The sequence below is a fragment of the Methylophaga nitratireducenticrescens genome, assembly GCF_000260985.4.
In the GTDB taxonomy this organism is placed as follows: Bacteria; Pseudomonadota; Gammaproteobacteria; order Nitrosococcales; family Methylophagaceae; genus Methylophaga; species Methylophaga nitratireducenticrescens.
The window spans coordinates 1053409-1077487 of sequence record NC_017857.3 but is presented as its reverse complement, the minus strand read 5'-3'; the positions used below and the strand labels follow the sequence as shown (position 1 = coordinate 1077487).

23 protein-coding genes are annotated in these 24079 nt (G+C 44.2%); 11 read left to right on the top strand and 12 right to left on the bottom strand.

The genetic code is table 11. The annotated features are described in order from the left end of the window. Positions 1-3: 3 nt before the first annotated feature. A complete protein-coding gene (locus Q7A_RS05170) occupies positions 4-1671 on the bottom strand; it encodes a glutamine--tRNA ligase/YqeY domain fusion protein (RefSeq protein WP_014706281.1) in 1668 nt (555 codons plus the stop codon). 165 nt (positions 1672-1836) lie between these two features. On the opposite strand from Q7A_RS05170, the gene Q7A_RS05165 reads away from it, so the two are divergent. Further along, the gene (locus Q7A_RS05165) at positions 1837-2418 is read left to right on the top strand and encodes a peptidylprolyl isomerase (protein WP_014706280.1); all 582 of its coding nucleotides are present in this window, start codon (positions 1837-1839) and stop codon (positions 2416-2418) included. 17 nt (positions 2419-2435) lie between these two features. Beyond that, on the top strand, positions 2436-3188 hold the full coding sequence (locus tag Q7A_RS05160; RefSeq protein WP_014706279.1) for a UDP-2,3-diacylglucosamine diphosphatase: 753 nt from the start codon (positions 2436-2438) through the stop codon (positions 3186-3188). Here Q7A_RS05160 and Q7A_RS05155 read toward each other — a convergent pair. The 8 genes from Q7A_RS05155 to ffh all read right to left on the bottom strand — a co-directional run bounded on the left by Q7A_RS05155 (position 3185) and on the right by ffh (position 8851). Then, entirely contained in the window at positions 3185-3904 is a 720-nt protein-coding gene (locus Q7A_RS05155; RefSeq protein ID WP_014706278.1) for a thioredoxin fold domain-containing protein, read from the bottom strand. The two genes, Q7A_RS05160 and Q7A_RS05155, sit on opposite strands and share 4 nt — an antisense overlap. Before the next feature lie 12 nt (positions 3905-3916). Further along, positions 3917-4402: a YajQ family cyclic di-GMP-binding protein gene (locus Q7A_RS05150; protein ID WP_014706277.1), complete on the bottom strand. Its 486-nt coding sequence runs from the start codon at positions 4400-4402 to the stop codon at positions 3917-3919. 68 nt (positions 4403-4470) lie between these two features. After that, positions 4471-5376, bottom strand: a complete 906-nt coding sequence (xerD, locus tag Q7A_RS05145) for a site-specific tyrosine recombinase XerD (RefSeq protein ID WP_014706276.1) — start codon at positions 5374-5376, stop codon at positions 4471-4473. A gap of 115 nt (positions 5377-5491) precedes the next feature. Beyond that, complete coding sequence (gene rplS, locus Q7A_RS05140) at positions 5492-5836, bottom strand: 50S ribosomal protein L19 (RefSeq protein WP_014706275.1); 345 nt, start codon at positions 5834-5836, stop codon at positions 5492-5494. A 13-nt stretch (positions 5837-5849) separates the two neighbouring features. Next, positions 5850-6593, bottom strand: a complete 744-nt coding sequence (gene trmD, locus Q7A_RS05135; RefSeq protein WP_014706274.1) for a tRNA (guanosine(37)-N1)-methyltransferase TrmD — start codon at positions 6591-6593, stop codon at positions 5850-5852. Positions 6594-6602: 9 nt separating this feature from the next. Then, on the bottom strand, positions 6603-7124 hold the full coding sequence (gene rimM / locus Q7A_RS05130; protein WP_014706273.1) for a ribosome maturation factor RimM: 522 nt from the start codon (positions 7122-7124) through the stop codon (positions 6603-6605). 21 nt (positions 7125-7145) lie between these two features. Next, positions 7146-7394: a 30S ribosomal protein S16 gene (gene rpsP / locus Q7A_RS05125; RefSeq protein WP_041354399.1), complete on the bottom strand. Its 249-nt coding sequence runs from the start codon at positions 7392-7394 to the stop codon at positions 7146-7148. An 86-nt stretch (positions 7395-7480) separates the two neighbouring features. Beyond that, a complete protein-coding gene (gene ffh / locus Q7A_RS05120; protein WP_014706271.1) occupies positions 7481-8851 on the bottom strand; it encodes a signal recognition particle protein in 1371 nt (456 codons plus the stop codon). Positions 8852-9061: 210 nt separating this feature from the next. Between ffh and Q7A_RS05115 the strand changes: the two genes are divergently transcribed. The 9 genes from Q7A_RS05115 (at position 9062) to Q7A_RS05075 (ending at position 19203) form a co-directional block, all read left to right on the top strand. After that, on the top strand, positions 9062-9859 hold the full coding sequence (locus tag Q7A_RS05115) for a cytochrome C assembly family protein (protein ID WP_014706270.1): 798 nt from the start codon (positions 9062-9064) through the stop codon (positions 9857-9859). Between the two features lie 4 nt (positions 9860-9863). After that, positions 9864-11147 (top strand): HlyC/CorC family transporter, encoded by a 1284-nt coding sequence (locus Q7A_RS05110; protein WP_014706269.1) that lies wholly within the window; start codon positions 9864-9866, stop codon positions 11145-11147. 1 nt (position 11148) lies between these two features. After that, the gene (locus Q7A_RS05105) at positions 11149-13080 is read left to right on the top strand and encodes a hypothetical protein (RefSeq protein WP_014706268.1); all 1932 of its coding nucleotides are present in this window, start codon (positions 11149-11151) and stop codon (positions 13078-13080) included. A gap of 59 nt (positions 13081-13139) precedes the next feature. Next, entirely contained in the window at positions 13140-15605 is a 2466-nt protein-coding gene (locus Q7A_RS05100) for an AsmA family protein (RefSeq protein WP_014706267.1), read from the top strand. Between the two features lie 52 nt (positions 15606-15657). Continuing rightward, positions 15658-16707, top strand: a complete 1050-nt coding sequence (gene mutY / locus Q7A_RS05095) for an A/G-specific adenine glycosylase (protein ID WP_202971554.1) — start codon at positions 15658-15660, stop codon at positions 16705-16707. Next, positions 16704-16970 (top strand): oxidative damage protection protein, encoded by a 267-nt coding sequence (locus Q7A_RS05090; RefSeq protein ID WP_014706265.1) that lies wholly within the window; start codon positions 16704-16706, stop codon positions 16968-16970. Before mutY ends, Q7A_RS05090 begins: the two co-directional genes overlap by 4 nt. A 295-nt stretch (positions 16971-17265) precedes the next feature. After that, positions 17266-17475, top strand: a complete 210-nt coding sequence (locus Q7A_RS05085) for a cold-shock protein (protein WP_014706264.1) — start codon at positions 17266-17268, stop codon at positions 17473-17475. A 144-nt stretch (positions 17476-17619) separates the two neighbouring features. Further along, a complete protein-coding gene (locus Q7A_RS05080; protein WP_014706263.1) occupies positions 17620-18375 on the top strand; it encodes a DUF4197 domain-containing protein in 756 nt (251 codons plus the stop codon). Between the two features lie 63 nt (positions 18376-18438). After that, positions 18439-19203, top strand: coding sequence for a hypothetical protein (locus Q7A_RS05075; RefSeq protein ID WP_014706262.1), 765 nt, complete (start codon positions 18439-18441; stop codon positions 19201-19203). Positions 19204-19276: 73 nt separating this feature from the next. Here the strand turns inward: Q7A_RS05075 and uup are convergent, their stop codons facing one another. The 3 genes from uup to ung form a co-directional block, all read right to left on the bottom strand. After that, complete coding sequence (gene uup, locus Q7A_RS05070; RefSeq protein WP_014706261.1) at positions 19277-21169, bottom strand: ATP-binding cassette ATPase Uup; 1893 nt, start codon at positions 21167-21169, stop codon at positions 19277-19279. Positions 21170-21172: 3 nt separating this feature from the next. Then, entirely contained in the window at positions 21173-23068 is a 1896-nt protein-coding gene (locus Q7A_RS05065) for an ATP-binding cassette domain-containing protein (protein WP_014706260.1), read from the bottom strand. 77 nt (positions 23069-23145) lie between these two features. Continuing rightward, positions 23146-23829 carry a uracil-DNA glycosylase gene (gene ung, locus Q7A_RS05060; protein WP_014706259.1) on the bottom strand — a complete coding sequence of 228 codons (684 nt, stop codon included), beginning with the start codon at positions 23827-23829 and terminating at the stop codon, positions 23146-23148. Positions 23830-24079 lie beyond the last annotated feature (250 nt).

The following is a 24079-nucleotide window of genomic DNA, read 5'->3' as shown; positions in this document are numbered from 1 at the left end:
TTTTTATTTATCTACAGTCTCTTTTAAACCAATGGTCAGATTGAAGACTGGCGTCTCGGCGCTGTGATCATACCGATCACTGACAAAATAGCCTTCCCGTTCAAACTGAAAAACAGTTTCAGGTTCACAATTTACAATGGCCGGTTCGGCAATCGCTTTAGTGACCTTTAACGAATCCGGGTTAACGTCATCAAGATAGTTACCCGTTGCTTTTCCCGGTGCTTCCGCCAAAAACAATCTTTCGTATAACCGCAGCTCGACTTCTTTGCCTTCTGTGGCTGAAACCCAGTGAATAACGCCACGAGGTTTCATTTCAGCTGGCGGATTCTGGCCAACGGTATAAGGCACTAACGAGGCAATCACTTCAATAATGTCACCGCTGTCATCCTTGATGACCTCATCAGCCTTAATGACATACGCACCACGTAATCGTACATAATCGCCAATCACCAGACGCTTGAACTTTTTCCGGCTCAGACTGGTGTCTTCGGTAAAGTCGCTGGCATCGATGAAAATTTCTTTGGTGAACGGCAATGCACGCTGGCCCATGGCTTCCTGTTGCGGATGATTCGCGACTTCCAACCATTCAACGCTTTCATCAGCATTGGTGATGGTCACTTTCAAAGGAGTCAACACGCACATGGCACGTGCTGCGTTTTCATTTAAATCTTTACGGATTTCAAATTCCAGCTGGGCAATATCCACAATACCGTCTGTTTTGGCCACAGCCAGGCCGTCACAAAAAGCGCGTAACGCCGCAGCTGTGTAACCGCGCCGTCTCATACCTGAAATCGTTGGCATTCTGGGATCATTCCAACCGGCAACGATTTGCTCATCGACCAGTTGTTTTAAATTGCGCTTACTGGTCACCGTATAGTTCAGATTGAGGCGACCAAACTCATACTGCTTTGGTTGTGAAGGCACGGGCAGATTTGCAATAAACCACTCATACAACGGACGATGGTCCTGAAATTCCAGCGTACAGATACTGTGGGTGACGCCTTCAATCGCATCGCCCTGCCCGTGGGCAAAATCATAACTGGGATAAATACACCATTTGTCACCGGTTTGATGATGCGATTTCTTGCGAATACGATATAGAATCGGATCACGCAAATTCATATTAGGCGATGCCATATCAATTTTCGCGCGCAGAACACAAAAACCTTCGTCAAAATCACCATTTTTCATTTTTTCAAATAAAGAGAGGTTTTCTTCTACGCTGCGACCACGAAATGGCGATTCCTTACCCGGCTTGGTTGCCCAGCCCCGGTATTCACTGGCTTGTTCGGCGGTGAGATCACAAACATAGGCTTTGCCTTGCTTGATCAGATGAACGGCCCAATCGTAAAACTGCTCAAAATAGCTTGATGCATAACGTACGTCGCCTGCCCACTTAAAGCCCAGCCACTGGACATCTTCCATGATGGCTTCAATGTATTCCTGCTCTTCTTTGGCGGGATTAGTATCATCAAAGCGTAAATGACAGTCACCGCCGAATTCCTCAGCCAAACCGAAATTTAGGCAAATAGACTTGGCATGACCTATATGCAGATAGCCATTGGGCTCAGGAGGAAAACGGGTCACCACTTTTCCGGTGAGTCTGCCAGCGGCAATATCTTCCTGAATAATTGTGCGTATGAAATTGTGATGAGCAGCAGATTCCGACATAGTGAGTGTTTACAGTTAAATGTGAATGCGCATTATACGCTGTCAGCAGCGTCGGGTGACAGTGCTGTTTCGGTATCTTGGATCTGAAAAGGGCTTTAATTGTCTTCACCTGAATTGCTTTGATGCTCTATCATGATGGTTTTTGCAATTTTTGGACAAACTACCATGAAATTACTATATCGCCATCTGGCTCCCCTGTTTTTTGCTTCGTTTTCGCTGGCCGCCCAAGCGGAAGGCGGTGGCACACAATCCAAAGTGAAGCTCAGCACTAATCACGGCGATATAGTTATCGCGCTGAATGCTGACAAAGCGCCTGAAACGGTCAAAAACTTTATTCAATATGTTGAATCCGGTTTTTATGATGGGACCATTTTCCATCGCGTCATTGAAAACTTTATGATCCAGGGCGGTGGGTTTGATGAATCCTTCAAACAGAAAAAAACCGAAGCGTCCATCCAAAATGAAGCAGATAACGGCTTAAGTAATAAAAAAGGCACTGTCGCGATGGCCCGCACTGGCGATCCGCATTCTGCAACTGCTCAGTTTTTTATTAATACCAAAGACAATGACTTTCTGAATCACCGCGACAAAACCATGCAGGATTGGGGCTATGCCGTGTTTGGTGAAGTCATCGAAGGCATGGATGTAGTCGATGCAATTCGCAAAGTAAAAACGACTATGCGTGGTGGTCATCAGGATGTTCCTGCAGAAGCTGTAGTCATTGAAAAAGCGATTGTGGTCGAATAATTCATCGTTCCATTCAAATGAAAACCCTGTTTATTTCAGATTTACATCTTAGTCCTGACCAGCCGGAGCTTATCCGGCTGGCCACTGATTTTGTTGCCCAGCAGGTTAATGTCGATGCGTTTTACATAGTTGGAGATATTTTTAATACCTGGTTGGGAGATGATTTAGTCCCGACTGAATTTGATCCGTTTATTCAGGCATTACAAAATCTTCAGCAACAAGGCAGCAAAATTTATCTGATGGTTGGCAATCGGGATTTTATGTTGGGTAAAGATTTTGCGAGACGGGTTGGCGGTACCTTGCTGGAAGATCCGATCATGATTGATGTATACGGACACAAAATATTATTAATGCATGGGGACAGTTTGTGCACTGATGATGTGAGTTATCAGCGTTACCGAAAAGTGGTGCGAAACCGCTTGTTACAAAAACTATTCCTGGCAATGCCTTTAACAGTTCGCCAAGGAATTTCAGATAAAATCAAAGCCAAAAGCAAACAGCAGAAACAAAACAAACCGGCACAGATTATGGATGTGAATCCTGCTGCTGTCAGACAGGTAATGCAGCAATATAATGCCAGTCTATTGCTTCACGGGCACACCCACCGCCCAGCTATTCATACACTGCAATCTTCGCAAAACATTTCAAACTATCGAATCGTATTAGGGGATTGGCAGCCTGATGCGAGTTATATTGAAATTACCCCTGAGAAAATACGCTTAGTCGATAAACGTTTGCCCGAGGGGCAAGCTATACTCTCCCTCAACTAGCCGAGATATTCATCCAGAATTTCGCGCAATTTCTGCGGTGGCACATATCCGGGTAACATCTGACCATCTTCCAGGAAGATTGCCGGCGTACCACGCACTCCCAACTTGCCACCAATTTCAAACTGCTCGGCTACTGGATTATTTTCACAGAGAGATGTTTTTTTCACTTCGCGCTGGGCTTTCGCATCCGTCATGGCTTTCTGCTGATCCTTGGCACACCAGACTTCAATTAATTTATTAGCTGATTCGGATTCTGCACCTGCGCGAGGGTAAGCCATATAGCGAATAGTGATGCCCAAATCGTTGTAGTTTTTTACCTGCCGATGCAACTCACGGCAATAACCACAATCAACATCAGTAAAGACGGTAACAGTGTAGTCCGGTTTTTTGGCGGCAAAAATAATCAGATCATCTTCTTCTATACGATCCAGTAAAGTCTTTTTCACTTCCGTACGACGCGCTTCAGTAATGTTTTCACGCGTTTCCAGCGCCAGTAAATCACCTTGAATCAAAAATTGACCATCTGCCGTGAAGTAGTAAATACGATCATCAATAACAGCTTCATATAAACCACTTTGGCCAACTGGTGCTAATGATTGCAACTGCATATCGGGTAATTGTTTGTTGAGTTCGGCTTTGAGCTCTGACATCTCATCTGCATGCGCCAGGCCCATGCAGAGCAATAACGGCAACCATACCAATCGGCTTAAATTCATTTGTTGTTTCTCTTAATCTCGAAAATTATTGAATTGCAGCGGCATATCAATCGAATCATGACTTTTCAATAGCGCCATAACCTGTTGCAGATCATCGCGTTTTTTGCCGGTCACTCTTACACTATCGCCCTGTACTGCTGCCTGCACTTTAATTTTGCTTTCTTTAATCAGTTTAACGATGGTGCGTGACAGATCTTTTTCGATGCCTTCACGAACCAGCACATCCTGCTTTCGCATCTTGCCATAACCCACAGGATCCTTGAGTTCAAGACAGCTGATATCAATACCGCGTTTCACCAGTTTCATTCTGAGAATATCGAGCAACTGATCTAATTGAAAATCACTGTTGGCAAACATGGTCAGCGTTTTGTCAGACTGCTCGACTTTGGCATCGGTTCCGCGGAAATCAAAGCGGTTATCCAGTTCACGATTTGCCTGATCAACCGCATTGGTCAGTTCATGCTTGTCTACTTCAGAAACAATATCAAATGAGGGCATCTAGCTTCTCCCAATCAAATTAAATTTTAGCCAGGCAGTTTAACATCAGCTGATATGGCAGCGGAAACTCAACCACGTGGATGATGCTGATTATGCATTTGCTGGAGTCTGGCTTTGGCAACATGGGTATAAATTTGGGTGGTGGACAAATCGGCGTGGCCAAGTAAAAGCTGAACCACTCGTAAATCTGCCCCGTGATTCAGCAAATGGGTGGCGAAAGCATGTCGTAACGTGTGTGGTGAAAGCGGCTTATCAATATGCGCCAGTTTGGCGTAACGTTTGATAATGTACCAGAAAGCCTGTCGGGTCATTGAATGTCCCCGCCGGGTCGGAAATAAATCATCCGTCACTTGACCTTGTAATAACTGAGGTCGACTTTCAAGCAAATACAATTGCAACCAGTCCAATGCCGTTTCGCCTAATGGGACCAATCTTTCCTTATTGCCTTTACCAATGCAGCGTATTAAACCCTGACGCATATTGAGTTGTTCAAAGGTTAATGCCACCAGTTCAGATACCCGTAAGCCAGTGGCATAAAGCACTTCCAGCATCGTTCTGTCGCGCATACCCAAGGCCGTTTCAGTATCAGGTTGCGCTAACAGATTGATAACATCCTCTTCTGACAAACTGCCCGGCAATGATTTGCCTAGTCTTGGAGATTCCAGCAAAGCAGTAGGATCTGAATCACGAATACTTTCACGACATAAATAGCGGTAAAAACGGCGAAGACTGGATAACAGGCGTGCATCGCTGCGTACCTTTTTACCCTCTCGCATTCGTTGCTGAAGATAGCGCTGAATATGTTCACGTTCCGCATTGGCCAATGTCACATCAAACGGCTGCAACCAACTGGCAAAAGCCACTAAATCATGTTGATAGGCCATTACGGTATTATCGCTAAGCCCTGATTCAAGCCATAAAGAATCAAGAAAACTCTGTAAATGACCTTCGTGTTTATCAACAGCTTGTTTCATTGAATTGTTTCAGTTTGACTATAGTGCATGTCGATTTAACCGCATAAAAAAAGGACAAAGCTGAAAATCAACTTTGTCCCTTTTTCTGTAATGACGGATCAATCGATCCGCTGAATTACAATTTTTCTTTAATACGTGCCGCTTTACCAGTCAGATCACGCAAGTAGTAAAGTTTCGCACGGCGAACATCACCACGGCGTTTCAATTCAACACTGGCGATGGTTGGGCTGTGAGCCTGGAAAACACGCTCAACACCAACACCGTTAGAGATTTTGCGAACAGTGAAAGCTGAATGCAAACCACGGTTACGTTTAGCGATAACAACGCCTTCAAAAGCCTGTTCACGTTCACGCTCACCTTCTTTGATACGAACCTTGACAACAATTGTGTCACCGGCAGAAAAATCCGGAATATCGGCTCTTAATTGTTCAGCGTTAAGCTGATCGATAATGTTACTCATTGTTTGCTCCCAACTAATCCTGCCCGCGCTCGGCAATAAATTCTTCCAATAAAGCAGCCTGTTCTGTTGATAATGTCATCGATTCCAACAAATCAGGTCGCCGTAACCATGTTCGTCCTAAGGACTGTTTGAGGCGCCACTGACGTATTGCCTCATGATTTCCACCTAACAGTACGGCTGGTACTGTCTGGCCATTTAACTGTTCCGGGCGGGTGTAATGTGGATGGTCCAGCAGACCACTCATAAACGAATCCTGCTCGGCAGATTCGGCATCACCCAACACCCCGGGTAATAAACGGGCAATACCATCAATCATCACCATGGCTGCCAGCTCACCCCCGCTGAGGACATAGTCACCTATCGACCATTCCTCATCAATTTCCTGTTCAACCAGTCGCTCATCAATACCTTCGTAGCGACCAGCCAGCAGAATCATCGATTCACGTTTGGCCATTTCGCCTAACGCATGCTGATTCAGCTTTTGTCCCTGTGGTGATAAATAAATGACTTTCACATCATCACCAAGTTGTTGTTTTGCTGTTTTAATCGCATCCAACAAAGGACTGACTTTCATTACCATCCCGGGACCACCACCATAAGGTCGGTCATCCACGGTCTGATGTTTGTCGGTTGTAAACTCTCGCGGGTTTAAATAATTCAGGCTTAATCTGCCCTGTTTTACCGCCCTGCCGGTTACACCATATTCTGTTATCGCCGCAAACATCTCCGGAAACAATGAGATTACTGACAGCTTCATCTTAATTCATTAAAGATAGTCAGCTTGCCAATCAACCTGAATCTGTTTGTTTTCCAAATCAACCTTTAGTACAGTTCGATCCAGAACAAACGGAATCAGATACTCCGTATCAGGCTCTGTTCCACTTACCACCAGAACATCGTTTGCCCCTGTTTCTAACAGATGATCAACGATTCCCAGTTTTTCATTTTCAGCATTAATAACTGTCAGGCCAACCAGGTCAGCCCAGTAAAACTCATCTTCATCAGTTTCCAGCAATTGCGAACGTTTTATCGCCAGCTCTGAACCAATCAATGTCATGGCCTGATTTCGGTCAGTGACCTTCTCCAGACTCATAACAACCGCCTTACCCTGTAATTGACCACCATTCACTTCGATTGGTATCCAATCCCCATGACGATGCACATATAGCGGTTTATACTCCAGAATGTTGTCGCGGGGGTCAGTAAATGAAAAAACTTTAACCCAACCCTTTACGCCGAAAACTCCTGATATTTTCCCTACCGGGATGTATTCGCTGGCATCAGCCATCACGAGACTCCCGGAGTAAAATTAAGCAGCTTTTTGTGCTTGCTTGATCAGCTGGGCAACACGCTCAGAGGTTTGTGCACCTTGGCTGATCCAATGTTTAACGCGTTCTAAATCAATGCGTAACTCTTCTTCCTGGCCTTTAGCAATCGGGTTAAAGAAACCCAGACGCTCGATGTAACGTCCATCACGTTTGCTACGTGAATCTGTTACGACAATGCCGTAAAAAGGACGCTTTTTTGCGCCGCCGCGTGTCATTCTGATTGTTACCATAAACCTACCCGTTGAAAATCTGGATGGAAAAATAGAGTTATTTTACGCACTTATCTAAGGTTTGCAAAGCTGTAAATGCGATTGTGTTAAAAAGGCATGCCACCGCCGCCCATTGGCAGTTTTCCACCAAGGCCGCGCATCATTTTAGCCATACCGCCTTTCTGTCCCATTTTCTTCATCATTTTCTGCATTTGTGAGAACTGTTTCAGTAGGCGGTTAACATCCTGGATCTGTGTGCCAGAGCCAGCTGCAATACGTTTTTTCCTGGAGCCTTTGATTAATTCAGGACGACGTCGCTCCTTCGGTGTCATTGAATTGATCATCGCTTCCATCCTGACCAGTTCTTTATCATTGGCCTGATTTTTAACGGCATCTGGAATTTGCCCCATGCCGGGCAATTTATCCATCAACGTACCAATGCCGCCCATTTTACTCATTTGCTGTAGTTGATCGCGGAAATCTTCCAGATCAAAACCCTTACCTTTTTTGAGCTTGTTAGCCAGTTTTTCGGCTGAGTCAGTATCAATTTTGCGTTGTGCTTCTTCGACCAGGGAAAGTACATCGCCCATTCCCAAAATTCGCGAAACAATGCGATCCGGATGAAACACTTCCAGCGCAGTGGTCTTTTCACCCACCCCCATAAATTTGATGGGTTTACCGGTGATATGCCGAATCGATAAGGCCGCACCGCCTCGTGCATCACCATCGGTTTTGGTCAGAATCACACCGGTCAGTGGCAATGCTTCATTAAATGCCTTTGCGGTGTTCGCCGCATCCTGACCGGTCATGCTATCAACTGTAAATAAAGTTTCAGTTGGATTAATCGCCGCGTGGATGCGTTTGATTTCGCCCATCATGTCGTCATCAATATGCAGACGACCAGCTGTATCAACAATGACTACATCAACATATTCAAGTTTTGCTTGTGCCACGGCAGCCTGAGCGATTGCTACAGGATCCTGACTAGCATCACTGGGGAAAAACTTGGCTTCAACATCACTTGCCAAGGTTTTAAGCTGCTCAATCGCTGCTGGACGATAAACGTCGGCACTGGCGACCATCACCGATTTTTTTTGTCTTTCTTTCAGAAAACGGGCCAGTTTGGCTACACTGGTTGTTTTACCTGCACCTTGTAAGCCAGCCATCAAAATAACAACCGGCGGCTGACTATTCAGATTGAGACTGTTGTCTTCATCGCCCATGACGGCGACCAGTTCGTCATTAACTATTTTGACGAAAACCTGACCAGGACTGAGGCTGCGCATCACTTCCTGCCCGACTGCCCGCTCTTTTACTCTTTCGATAAATTCGCGTACGACTGGCAGTGCAACGTCAGCTTCGAGCAAAGCCATACGTACTTCACGTAGCGTTTCTTTAATATTGTCTTCGGTGATTCGACCTTGACCACGCAGTTTTTTAAGGCTAACGGCGAGTCTGTCACTTAGGCTGTCAAACATAATGTATCCTGCATCGTTACTGAAAAATCAGTACTGTTTAGACAGAGTCAGTTTATCTTTCCTCACTACCACAATGAGAAGTTATAAAAAAAACAAACAGACTCTAGAAATTGCATTATAACTGATATGATATCCGTTGAAGCAGCTTATCATTTATGTTTAAACAAGCAATTTACTGGATATTTCATTGGAAATTAAGGATCTCCCCTCATGGCCATTGCCAATGCATTAGCCTTCCTACTGTATTTGAGTAGTAGCGTTATTCTGATCCGTGACTTTGTCAAACGGGCGCCAGACACAAACAAACTTGCCCTGCCGATCGGCATTTTGACGACATTAGCGCTATTATTCCACGCTGCAGATATTTATTTCACAATGAAATTTGCACAAGGATGGGATTTGAGTCTGATGAGTACCTTATCCATCGCCGCCTGGCTAATGGCTTTTATTGCCATGCTTTCAGGTGTGCGCTCGCCAGTGGCCCATCCTGGAATTGTAGTTTACCCTTTGGTTGCCTTATGTTTAATGCTCAAGGTAGAAGCTCCGGGCAGCCAGCACGCTCTGAGTGACCCGGCGTTGGAATGGCATATTTTATTATCACTTATTGCCTATGCCCTGCTTGCACTTGCCGCAATACAATCCATCATTCTAGCTATTCAGGAAAAACAATTACGCCATAAACATGCCGGAGGCTGGGTACGCAAACTTCCACCGCTGCAAACAATGGAAAAAGTGTTGTTCCAGTTGATCTATACGGGTTTCACATTATTGACATTAGGGCTAATTACAGGCTTTTTGTTTGTCGAGGATTTTATTGCTCAACATCTGGCTCACAAAACAGTATTTTCAATTATTGCCTGGCTGGTTTTTGCCGGACTACTCTGGGGCCGCAGACAATATGGCTGGCGCAGCCAGACAGCGGTGAAATGGACGTTATCTGGTTTTGGGTTTTTGATACTGGCTTATGTAGGTAGCAAGTTCGTTCTTGAAATTTTAATTCAAAGTTAAACTGATGTTAGAAAACACCTCATTAATCGCGCTGTTTCTCATTTTATTTTTTCTACTGGTGTTATCAGCCTTTTTTTCCAGTTCCGAAACGGCCTTGATGTCACTAAACCGCTATCGTTTAAAACACCTTGCGCAAAAAGGTCATCGTGGCGCAATGATTGCCAGCAACTTGCTGGCAAGACCGGATCGTTTGATTGGGCTGATTCTGTTGGGCAATAATTTTGTAAATATTTTTGCCTCAGCCATTGCGACAGTAATTGGCATTAAATTGCTGGGAGAGAACGGTATTGTCGTAGCAACATTTACCTTAACTCTGGTCATCTTGTTATTCGCTGAGGTCACTCCCAAAACATTGGCAGCCTTACATCCTGAACGTGTGGCTTATCCCGCAAGTTTTGTTTTAAAGCCATTGTTATTCCTGCTTTATCCTTTGGTGTGGTTCACCAGTGCGATCACCAATCGTATGCTCGGTTTATTTGGTGTCTCTCGTGAAGACGCTACTTCAACTGCTATTAATATTGAAGAATTGCGAATTGCGTTAATGGAAGCCGGTAGCATGATCCCCAACCGTCATAAAGATATGTTGATGAGCATCCTGGATTTGGAACAGGTCACCGTTAACGACGCAATGGTACCGCGCAACGAAATTGAAGGCATTGATATCAATCAACCCTTTACCGACATTATCAAACAGCTTTCACATTGTGGTTATACCAGGCTGCCAGTCTACCGGGACAGCATGGACAATATTGTCGGTATCTTGCATGTTCGCAAAGCTTTTAATCTAATGACTCAGGACAACCTGAACCCTCAAACATTTCAAAGCATTGTCAAAGAAGCTTATTACGTTCCGGAAGGCACGCCTCTTAATACCCAGTTAATTCAATTTCAACGTAAATTACGTCGTACCGGACTGGTGGTTGACGAATACGGTGATTTGCTTGGCTTAATTACGTTGGAAGATATTTTCCGGGAAATTGTTGGTGAATTTACGGCCAATACCATCGATGATGAAAAAGAAATTCATCCACAAAGTGATGGCAGTTATCTGATTAATGGTTCAGCCAATATTCGTGAGTTAAACCGTACACTGGATTGGAATTTGCCAACAGATGGACCTAAAACCATAAATGGTCTGGTGTTAGAGTATCTAGAAAGCATTCCGGACCCCGGGGTGAGTCTGCGTATTGATGATTATGTTATTGAAGTTATACAAACCGCTGATAATGCCATAAGAACAGTTCGGATCCGTCAGTTTCAGCCATTAATTGAGGCGGAGCAAAGTTAAATTGGCTAATCTGCGAATACGATGCTTCGGCTTCAATGATGCAGATCATCAACAACTGCAGGTTTTATTGTCTCATTACAATTCATCCTTAAACCACCAGTGGCAAATCAGTCGCCTGGGTCATGCCGTTTTATATTTGTACAACATCGATAATGCTGAGGGCTTAAAAGCCTGGCATCAACGTGATACCAACTTGCTCAATATTTATTGTAGTCGGCGTAAAGACACTCATGAAAAAAACCTGTTGCAAATAAAATTACCGCTCACCAGCAGCAATCTATTTTCCTTGTTTGCTTTTGCTGAAAGGCATTTTGCTCAATCTACGAAATCGTCTGCCAAAAGCTTCCTTTTTCTGCAAGCTCCTGCCCGCCGAGTCCTTAACCCGCGATTATTCAGTATGTGGCTCAGCAGCGCACTGTGGCGTAACCATTCGAAACCGGCCACCGATCTACCCAAACTGAATCTACTCACTTCAGCAGTATCAGGTGAACGTCACGGTGACATTATTACTGACCCTGCTTTATTAAAAACCTGGTTATCCCAACTTACCGATGATTTCTCCCAACGCCTTTCGATCTTGCTGGCAAATCTTCAAGCCATCAAACAACATCATATTTCTGAGAGTCGACAGATAAATCTGTTGGAGGTGTACTACCACGAACTCAAACGTTTATTGTTAAGCCGTGACAGCAAAATTATCGCCTCAGAAATAAGCCTCAAAAGATCGACTCGAAAAAATATGGCTAATTTTGACCAAATCCTGCGTTGCCTTGCCGAGTTATATTTCAACCTTGCTGACAAACATTATCAACGCGGTGAACATCCAGCAGATCAAACTCGCTATCTATTCTGTTTGAATCGCGGCAGTGAATTAATTTCGTTACAGATTTTGCATGCTTATATGTATTATCGAACAGCACCGAAGGATTGTTGGTTGCAACTCAATCAACTTTTAATTTATCTCGAAAAAGCGACTGTTTTAAAGCGTAAACCGGAAATATCCACGTTAGGAAGCTGTGATAGTTTTGAACAACTTTATAAACGTATAGCATTAACGGCGATTGCCGATCCCTATAGCTTGTCAAAATATTCCGTTATCCGACTCTATTCGTTGCTCTCTGGAGTAATTGACAAGGTAATTATTACCGCTATTCCGCCGCAACAGCAGTCCCTGGAAAATACCTTTTTGCTAACAGGCTATTTTTGTATTGAAGTGAAAGAAGATAGCGCTCCAAAAGCATTATCGAAAACACCTCAGTTAATCCGTGTCGCAGCTGATAACCGTATGTTACAAACTCAGGATGCATTAACCATTCTTGGACAAAAACTGATTCAATCCACTAAACGAGAAAATGCTTTGGATTTAAAGTTGATTCGGCAGGTTATGCCTCAATTGGCCGCCAATTACCAACGGCAATCAACTAGAGATAAATTGAGTGATAGTGGCGTTATAGAGCTTTATCACGGGTTCGAAAATATTATAAATGCACTTAATGGGTCATTAACAAACAGCATGCAAGCAAGAGTGTCAAACAACTCTGAGCTTGGCAGCTTACTGCTGATTACAGATTGTAGAGACAATATTGATGTAAACGAATTGGTATTACTGAAACAGCAAGACACTGTGCAATTAGCGACTATTTGCTGGTTTTGTAACGATTGGCAGAACCATGCTCAAGCTGGTTTGCATATACTTGAAGGAATGCCAGAAATCGTGACCTGTCAACCAAATCCCGGCAGTACTTTATATCCGGGCTTGCAGTTAAAAACGCAAACGCCAGCACTTATTATGCAAAAAGGCGTCTTCAGCCCTAAACGTAAACTGACGATATTTAATGTTAGCGGGGATTCCATTGGTGTTGAAACCAAAGATCTGTTTTCAGCAACATTGGACTATGAACGTTTCACCTATATTGTTAAAACCGGTTCATAAACCCCGTCAAATGGCTTATCATCTTTGCCATTGCCCTTCAAAAAGTACAGGATCAAACCATGCGTACCTTTATCAAACTGATTATTGCAATAATCATCATTGCTATCGCTGCTCTTGCAGCCCTACCCTTCGTTATTGATCCGAACGATTACAAAGATGAAATTGCCGCTCAGGTTGAAAAAGCCACAGGCCGTCAATTGACGTTACAGGGTGATATCGAATTATCGGTATTTCCATGGGTAGCATTAGAGCTCGGACCATTATCGCTTAGTAATGCTAATGGTTTTAAATCCGATTCATTTGCCAGTGTTGAAGCCGCCGAAATTCGCATTAAACTGATGCCTCTGCTGAAAAAACAGCTGGAAATGGACACTATCGTGCTGGATGGGTTACTGCTCAATCTGGAAACTAACAAAGAAGGTGTTACCAACTGGGATGATTTAACTAAAGCAAGCGATGAAACAGTTGAAACGACTTCCACCGACTCTAAAAAGGCTTCATCTGAAGCATCAAGTGGCTTGTCTTCAATAAGTATTGCCGGTGTTAAATTAACCAATGCCAATGTATTGTGGTCAGATGCCAGTAAAGATGAGAACTTCCAGTTACGCAATCTCAATCTGGACACGGATCCTCTGGTTCCTGGAGACCCCACATCACTGATCACATCATTTGACTTGATCAGTAGCAAGCCGGAAGTCAAAGCGCATATCGAACTTGAAAGTAAGGTAATCGTCGATATTGAAAACCAGATTTATGCCCTGGAGTCACTAAAGCTCAATACCGTTGCCAGTAGTTCTGCAATGCCACTTCAACAGGCTAATCTGGATCTTAAAGCTAATATTAATGCCAATATGGCCAGTGAGTTGGTGACAATCCAAAACCTAGCCATTGATTTACAGGCGACGGGTACTGAACAAAAGATTAATGCCAATATGACAGGTTCCATCGAAGCCAATCTGGCATCGGAGCAACATAGCATTACAAATCTTGTTATCAGTGCAGATATTGAAGATAAAAATCTACCCGGTGGCAAAAGCAAACTGGATGTCACAACCAACCTTATAGCTAATCTAGCAGATGAAACATTGCAGGTTAATGATCTTGCCGTCAAATTGGCAGATCTGACGATGAATGGACGAATACAGGCGGAAAAGATCCTGTCTGATGATCTGGCATTTAATGGCAATATCCAGGTGAAGCCTTTCAATCTGCGTAAGTTAATCGAAGACTTACAAATTGAACTGCCTGAAATGGCAGATAACAGTTCTTTAGAGCTTGTTCAGCTGAGCAGTGAAATCAGTGGCAGTAAAAATTCGCTTAATGCCAAAGATTTGCAACTGATACTCGATCAGAGTCAGTTGAGCGGTCAATTCGGTATCAGCAATTTCGAAAAACCAGCCTATTCATTTAATCTGACACTGGATCAAATTGATGCAGATCGTTATTTGCCCCCCGTCGAAGTAGATGAGAAAAACACGGCAAATGAAGCGGCTACACCCACTACACCAGCAAAAAATGGCCCCAGTGAATTACCATTGGAAGCCCTGCGAGACATTAATGCCAAAGGCAGTTTAAAAATCGGTAAGCTCAAAGCCAGTGGTATTAATAGTGAAAACATTGTCATTACGATTGATGCTAAAGATGGTCTGATTAAGCTGAGTCCCCTGTCAGCAGAGCTATATCAGGGGAAGTATCAGGGTAATGTCAACCTTGATGCCCGTGGTGACAGCTTGAAACTTGCTGTTGATGAAAACCTGCAGGGAGTTCAGGCAGGACCATTATTGCAAGATCTGACTGGAAATGATCGTATTTCAGGTACAGCAAATGCCAATGTGAGACTGAATGGCAGTGGCAAAGATATTGATGCTATTAAACAAAGTCTGAATGGTAATGGAGCATTTTCGTTTACTGATGGTGCATTGAAAGGCATTAATATTGCCGAAGCCATTCGCCAGGCTAAGGCTGTTTTGTCCGGACAAAAAGCCGCAGAAACGAACGATCCGGTACAAACTGATTTCAGCAGCCTGAAAGGCACATTCACCGCCAATGAAGGCATCGTCAACAATCAGGATCTAGAATTAATGTCTCCGTTATTGCGAGTCACTGGTGCGGGGGATATTGATCTACCCAGAGAAGTCATTGATTATTCAGTTCGCGTTTCAATCGTCGGCACAGCTGAAGGTCAGGGAGGCAAAACTCTTGAGGATCTGAAAGGTATCACCATTCCTGTAAAAATTACCGGCAGTTTTGATAATCCAAGACCCAAAGTGGATTTGGCCTCGGTCTTAAAAGAACAGGCCACTGGTGAAATTAAAGCCAAAGCTGAAGAAAAACTAAAAGAAAATCTGGGTGATGAGCTTGGTGGATTACTGGGCAATAAACTGGGTGGGGGATCAAAATCTTCAACTTCCGATAAAACTGCTGAAGAGCCTGCTACTGATGAGCAATCTTCAGATGAAGCAGACTCTGCAGATGAGTCCTCGGAAGAGGATTTGTTGAAGGAAAAACTGAAAAGTTTATTCTAATAAATAATCAACAAGAGGCCATGTTCATAAAAGAACATGGCCTGATTCTATTTTGACTAGCAGCTTCAGTGAACGTTTATTAGCCTGGTACGACCATCATGGTCGTAAGGATTTGCCATGGCAGCAAAATCCATCGGCTTATCATGTATGGCTTTCTGAAGTGATGCTTCAGCAAACTCAGGTTGCTACCGTTATTCCCTATTACCAGCGTTTTATTGATCGTTTCCCAGGCATTAATGTTCTGGCCGATGCCGACATAGATGATGTTCTTGGTTTATGGTCGGGGCTTGGATATTATGCGCGTGGACGTAATCTGCATAAAGCAGCCGTTCAGATACAACAACTCCATGACGCACAGGTACCGGAGGATTTTCAGTCGCTTTTGGATTTGCCAGGAATTGGTCGTTCTACAGCCGGAGCCATTATGGCGCTGGCCTTTCATCAGCGCTATCCGATTCTGGATGGTAATGTAAAACGCGTTTTGGCCCGATATGATGCCATTAATGTCTGGCCGGGTGAGAAACACGCAGAAGCCACCATGTGGCAGCGTGCCGAGACATTATTGCCTGAACAACGGATTGCTAATTATATTCAGGCGCAAATGGACCTGGGAGCCACCTTATGTACCCGCAGTCGCCCAGCCTGCCAGAAATGTCCTCTTCAAACTGATTGTCAGGCTTTTGCATCGGGTGAACCAACTTTATTCCCGGTACGTAAAGCCAAAAAAATTCAGCCTATCCGTCAAACTAACTGGTTCGTCTATAGAGATCAGCATAACCACATATTATTGGAGCAACGTCCGAAAAATGGTATATGGGGAGGTCTATGGAGTTTTCCTGAGGGGAAAACAGCTGATGCAGCAGATAACATTTTACCGTTAAAAAAAACCTTACTGGAATCATCTTTGCCGGAAATCAAACATGTTTTCAGTCATTTCAAATTAACCATAAAACCTTATCTGTTTACTGCCGAGCCAATCCCTTTTGTGGCTGAGAATAATAGATTTATCTGGGTTAGAATAGAGCAAGCGTTAACGTTGGGCATACCCGCTCCAGTTAAACAGTTAATTAAATTTTTATCATCAACCGAGAGGATGCTATGACACGTACCGTGCATTGTGTAAAACTTGACAAAGAAGCAGAAGCACTTGATTTTCCACCTTATCCTGGGGATTTAGGCAAAAAAATCTATGAAACTGTCTCAAAAGAAGCCTGGCAGATGTGGCTATCGCATCAAACCATGTTGATTAATGAGTATCGTTTATCATTAGCCGATCCCAAATCTCAGGCATTTTTAAAAACGGAATTGGAGAAATTCTTCTTCGGGGATGGTTCCGAAAAACCAGCTGATTTCAAGCCAGTTTAGTCTAAATCGCGCATTTTATTCCGCACTACGGCTAGAAACCCAGTGTTCAATAAAATCATTAAATTCTAATATCCAGAACATTAACATGCTTATAAATCCAGTAAATTCAATGCCTAAGCACTGCATTTATACTTTTACGAGCAATTTTTAATGGTGGAAAAATATTGGTGCGACCAAAATAAATGTGACTTTTTGTTAAATTTTGGGCGTACAATGCGATTAACCCCTTTTTAAGGGGTAGTGTAAGCTGGCTTAGGAGTTAAGTTAGCAGAAGATTTAAGATATTGAGGTTGATATGGCAGAGCAAGTTACAGGCACAGTGAAATGGTTCAATGACGCAAAAGGATTCGGTTTTATTGAACGCGCCGATGGTCCAGATGTCTTTGTACATCATAGCGCAATTAAATCAGATGGTTTCAGAACTCTGAAAGAAGGCCAAGCTGTCACTATGGAAGTGACACAAGGTCAAAAAGGTCCACAAGCGGAAAACGTTGTCCCTAGCTGATAACCAGATCCGATAGATATGAAAACCGGTTAAGCAATTAACCGGTTTTTTTTTGTCCTTTATTCCAAATGATATTAATGGATAGCTTGACGCTTACTGAGACATACAGGCACTATCAAAGCTAAGAAGAATAGGAATTACACCATGAAATTTTCGGTAAAAGTCACCAAGGTACTTCTTCTCTTTACTCTATTGGTAGCATCCTCCAGCCATGCTGATTGGAAAAAATTCCTCGAAGACTTCAGTAAGTCAGGTAGTACAGCGCTTGGCACATCAGAAGGGTCGGTTTTAAGTTCTGACACGATTGCCAACGGCCTAAAAGAAGCCCTAGAAGTCGGTACTAGAAAAGCTGTAGAAAATGTCAGTAAAGAGGGAGGTTATTTTAACAACCCGAAGATTCGTATTCCGTTACCTCCTCGCGTTCAGCAAGCTGCCGGATTAATGCGTCAGCTGGGACTGAATAAAATGGCTGATGATTTTGAGGAAAGTATTAACCGTGCAGCAGAAAAAGCCGCTCCACAAGCAACTTCCATTATGATTGATGCCATTAAAAACATGACGATCGATGACGCCCATAACATTTTAAATGGTCATAATGATGCTGCCACACGTTTCTTTGAAGAACGAACCCGCAACAAACTTGCAGATCTATTTAAACCTATTATTGACAGCTCTCTGAATGAGGTTGGTGCTACCCGCTATTACAACCAGTTAGATGATAAGCTGAGCTCAGTGCCTTTAGTCGGTCAGGAGCTGAACATGGATCTTCAAAGCTATGTCACCGATCAGACTCTGGATGGGTTATTTGTTATGCTGGCGCAGGAAGAACAACAGATCCGCAGTAATCCGGCAGCACGGACGTCGAAGATTTTGCAGCAGGTTTTTGGCAACAAAGAGTGATTTTCGCTACTCAGTAAAAGCGCTCTGTAATAGAATAAACACAATAAAAATAAGGGACACATCATGGCAAAAAATCACAATCTTAATCTCGCCAGTCAAGGCACTTCTCTAAAATCTCTTTTTACCGGTTATCTGGTTGTGGTGGCAGTGGGTTATCTGATGGCAATTGTGCAAATTCAGCTTACCCATGGTTTGGCTGATGGTGAGTACGGCCTTTCAATTGATGATATCGTCTATAGTTATTACGGTAACAGAAGCAATTCTTTGCTAGAAAATAAATTGCACGGATCGATGAAACCAATGGCAACCGAGGATGAACGCAACAAGATCATTAGCTGGGTGTACGCCGGTGCAACGGAAGAAGCCTATGAAAATGATGGCATCAGACAAATCTTTGATAACAAATGCATCATTTGCCATAACGCTGAGGCTGCTGGTGCAGTTCCAGACTATTCTGATTTTAAACAGATAAAAGAACGCGCAGTTATCGATACAGGAGCCAGTTTTACATCACTTGCTCGGGTCTCGCACATTCATTTATTTGGCATAGCCTTTATTTTTATGTTTGTCGGCCTTATTTTCAGTCTTGCATCAGGTGTTCCCACAGTACTGAAAGTATTCGTAATTTCCATGCCATATATATTTCTCTTAATTGATATCAGTTCATGGTGGTTAACTAAGTTGAATCCAAATTTTGCATGGCTTGTTATCATCGCTGGTGCTGCAATGGCAATGTCATTTGCATTTATGTGGGTAGTATCTATGTATGAAATGTGGGTACTGCCTCATCTTCGTGAGGACAATCGTGATGCCTTGCTAGACGAATAAACGTTATTGAAAAGCCACTGTCTTAAGAACAAGGCAGTGGCTTTTTGGTGTCTGACAAAAATACCTTTTAAAATCAGAAGTTTTGTAAAGCTTCCAGCTTTTCCCATTTTTCAAACGCGGACTCAAGACTTTGCTCGAGTTCGGTCATTTGAGTTTGAGTCTGTTTAATATTGGTTGCATCTTGCTGATAAAAATCTGCAGCCGACATTTTTTCGGTTAACGCAGCGATTTGTTGCTCGAGTCGTTCAATCTCTAGAGGCAATGATTTCAGATCGAGTTGCTGCTGATAAGTTAAGCTCGACTTTTTCTTAGCCGATTTTGCAGCAGAAGCAGACTCCAGTTTGGCTGCAGGCTTTTCCTGTTTCGCAGACTGCTGGCGTTGTGCCAGCCAATCATCATAACCACCAACATATTCACGGACCTGTTTATCTTCATCAAATACGATGCAACTGGTCACCACATTATTCAGAAAGCTTCGATCATGGCTGACCAACAGCATAGTGCCGGTAAAGCCCAGCAACAAGTCTTCCAGCAATTCCAGCGTTTCCGCATCCAGATCATTGGTTGGCTCATCCAAAACCAGTAAATTGGCTGGCTGGGTAAATAATTTCGCCAGTAACAGACGGTTACGCTCACCACCTGACAAGGCTTTTACCGGTGTTCTTGCACGATCCGGGGTGAACAGAAAATCTTGCAGATAACCGATCACATGTTTAGGACTGCCATTAATTTCAACAAAGTCTCTACCCTGCCCGACGTTATCGACAACACTGGCCTCTTCATCCAACTGGCTACGTAATTGATCAAAATACGCCACCTGAAGATTGGTACCTAACCTTACTGTTCCGGATTGTGGTTCTGCCCGACCCAGTAGAATCGACAGTAACGTACTTTTACCACAGCCATTGGGTCCGATAATACCAATGCGATCACCGCGCTGAATCACCGTTGAGAAATCTTTGAATAACTGTCGGCCATCAAATGCCTGACTGATATTCTTAACTTCCACCACCAGCTTGCCACTCCGATCGCCTTCCTGGATCTTCATCGACACATTGCCTAACACCTCTCGGCGTTGACCACGTTCCCGGCGCAGCTTCTCCAACGCCCTCACCCGACCTTCATTACGTGTGCGACGTGCTTTAATACCCTGACGAATCCAAACTTCTTCCTGAGCCAGTTTTTTATCAAACTGCGCATTCTGCTCTGCTTCGGCCGACAGTAAAGCTTCACGTTTCTCCAGAAAGCTTTTGTAATCACCCGGGAAGCTCACCAGTTGCCCACGATCCAACTGCACAATACGGGTAGCCAAGGCCTGCAAAAAGCTACGATCATGGGTGATGAACAATAAGGTGCCACCATAACTTTTCAGAAAACCTTCCAGCCAGGTGATAGAACTGATATCCAGATGGTTGGTCGGCTCATCCAGTAATAGAATATCCGGTTGGCGTACCAATGCCTGAGCCAGGAGAACCCGTCTTTTCATCCCCCCGGATAAACTGGAAAACTCAACATCTGCATCCAGCGATAAACGGGAAATAACGGTTTCAACCTGCTGTTCCAGACTCCAGCCATCCACTGCTTCGAGTTTATGCTGGGCTTTTTCCAGCTTGTTAAGGATTTGTTCACTGCTATCGTGTTCCAGTTGCTGAACAATATGATGATATTCCACCAGTAAAGGCCCAACTTCGCCCAGTCCGGCAGCGACAACGTCAAACACACTGCCAGCCGTGCCAGCAGGAACTTCCTGCTCCAGCCGGGCAATTTTCAATTCTTGCAAGCCCACCATATCACCACCATCTGGGGTGATTTCTCCGGCAATGACTTTCATCAAGGTGGATTTACCAGCGCCGTTGCGGCCAACCAGACAAACCCGTTCACCTTTATCGAGCTGAAAGTCGACTTTATCAAGTAAATTGGGGCCACCATAACTGACGGTCAGCTGTTTTAAAGACAATAATGCCACGGATTAAACCTCTGCAGTTTCTGCGTTTTCAAGTATTTCACTGGCTTCAAGCCAGTCCATTTCAGCCTGTTCCAATGCCGCCTTGGTGGCAGCTTGCTGTTGTAACAGGTCTTTGAGTTTTTCTTTATTGGCCGCTTCATACAGCGTTGTATCAGCCAGTTGTAATTCTATTTTGGCAAGTTCAGCGTTCTGTTTATCGAGGACTTGCTCTGCCTTTTTAACCTGGTTACGCAAAGGCTGTAATTTCTGACGCTGTTGTGCTGCCGCCTGTCGATCCAGTTTTTTGCCATTGTTGGCGGCAGGGCTTTTATCAGCAGAAGCATTAACCGTTTCACGGCCTAAACGCAGCTGCCGATAGTCATCAAGGTCACCTTCAAAAGCAGCGGCTTTACCATCAGCTACCAGCCAGAGAGCATCAGTGACATTACGTAGGAAATAGCGATCATGCGATACCACCACTAATGCCCCTTCATATTCCTGCAAAGCCATGGTTAACGCCAGCCGCATTTCCAAATCAAGGTGATTGGTAGGTTCATCCAATAACAATAAAGCCGGGCGCTGATAAACCAGCAGGGCCAGAACCAGCCGGGCTTTTTCGCCACCAGAGAATGGGGCAACCGGTTCCAGACCGGTATCGCCATTAAAGCCAAAACCGCCGAGAAAATTACGGCAATCCTGTTCAGTCGCCATAGGGTCCAGCCGCTGTAAGTGCTTCATTGCACTTTCATCAGGACGTAATTGTTCTAATTGGTGTTGGGCAAAATAACCGATAACAATATCTTTACCTTCCCGGCGTTTACCACTGAGCGGTTCCAGTTCACCGGCAATCAGTTTGATTAATGTCGATTTACCGGCACCGTTAGGGCCTAACAAACCAATACGATCGCCGGGAGCAAGGTGGAGCTTGATATTATCGATTAACGGTGTTTGCTGATAACCAACACTGGCTTTATCCAGCGCTAATATTGGCGTGGTTAAACGTCGCGGCTCAAAAAAGCTGAAATGAAACGGTGAATCGACATGCGCCGGAGCGATCTTTTCCATGCGCTCCAAGGCTTTGATACGGCTTTGAGCCTGCTTGGCTTTGGTCGCTTTGGCCTTGAATCGATTCACAAAATCACGGATGTGGGCGATTTCTGATTGCTGTTTCTGATAAGCGGATTGCTGATTGGCCAGATGCTCGGCACGGGCGATTTCAAAATCCGAATAATTACCAGTATACAGTTTGATGCGCTGTTGTTCGATATGAGCGATATGGGTGACGACTCTATCGAGAAATTCACGATCATGAGAAATCACCAGCAGCGTCCCAGCATAACTGCGGAGCCATTCTTCTAACCAATAGACGGCTTCGAGATCCAAATGATTGGTGGGCTCATCCAGCAGTAATAAGTCACTACGGCACATCAGTGCCTGGGCCAGGTTAAGTCGCATACGCCAGCCACCTGAAAAGGTTCTGACCGGATGTTCCTGCTGCTCAGCAGTAAACCCTAATCCATGCAGTAATTTTGCAGCTCGACTACGGCCGGTATAACCATCAATCAAACCTATTTTGTCATGCAGCTGGGTTTGCAAATGACCATCATTGTTCTGTTCTGCTTGTGCCAATTGTGTGAGCAGCTGACTCAGTTCAGCATCGCCCTGCAACACATAGTCAATGGCAGTTGTATCGACCGCGGGCGTTTCCTGTGCAACATGGGCGATCACCCAGGATTCAGGAAACGTCAGATCACCGCTGTCAGCATGTATTTCATTGCGGATCATCGCAAACAGGCTGGATTTACCAGTGCCATTGGCGCCGGTCAAACCGATACGCTGCCCAGGATGAATCACCAGATTGGCCGCTTCAAACAGTAACCGTGGTCCGCGTCGTAAAGAAAGTTGGCTGAAATTTATCATGGCGCGAATTGTATCAAGCCTGCCCATCGACTGTATTGGAGAAATATCTCCAAGGCAATAAATCTAAACCTTAAACGCTAGACTGATGTTGGTAACTGCCAATCAATAGGTGTTTGTCCATGTTGCTGTAAATAGTCATTAGCCTGGCTGAAATGCTTGCAACCCAGAAAACCGCGGTGAGCTGATAAGGGTGATGGATGTGGTGCTTTTAATACCAGATGTCGTTCATTATCAATAGCAGCACCTTTTTTCTGGGCGTAACTGCCCCATAACATAAACACCACATTTTCACGCTGTTGATTGACCAGATTAATGACCCGATCAGTAAACTGTTCCCACCCTTTTCCCTGATGCGCATTGGCTTGCCCATGTTCCACCGTTAATACAGCATTCAGTAATAAAACACCTTGTTTGGCCCACGCTTCCAGGTAACCATGTTTGGCAGGAGCAATACCCAGGTCATTATTCAGTTCTTTATAGATATTCATTAAAGAAGGTGGAATCGCCACACCGGGTTTGACTGAAAAACATAAGCCATGCGCCTGTCCCGGCTGGTGATAGGGGTCCTGTCCGAGAATGACAACTTTTACGTTAGATAAAGGCGTTGTTTCCAGAGCATGAAACCAGTTGGATGAGTGAGGATATATCACTTTCTGCTGGTTTTTCTGCTGCTGTAAAAATGCTTTTAGCTGCTGCATATAAGGCTGTTCAAATTCATTCTCAAGAACTGCATGCCATTCCGGCGCTTTTTGCAAAGCCATTGTTACGACACCATAGCCAAAAGCACATCATACTTATTTTGATTTCCGCAATCACCCCTGCAACTCAATTAAAAGTAATTAGTCCAATGTTTGGCTTCGTTAATCTTTCATCTCCGTCGCTGTTGTGAACTGCAAAAACGTCAATAACGGTCGAGGAGCACGGTTTTTGAGATACTTTCAGGATAGCTTCACTGCGTGCTTTTCGCCTTATCAGACACAAAAGTAATCGCCGACAGTGATGAAGAGAAAA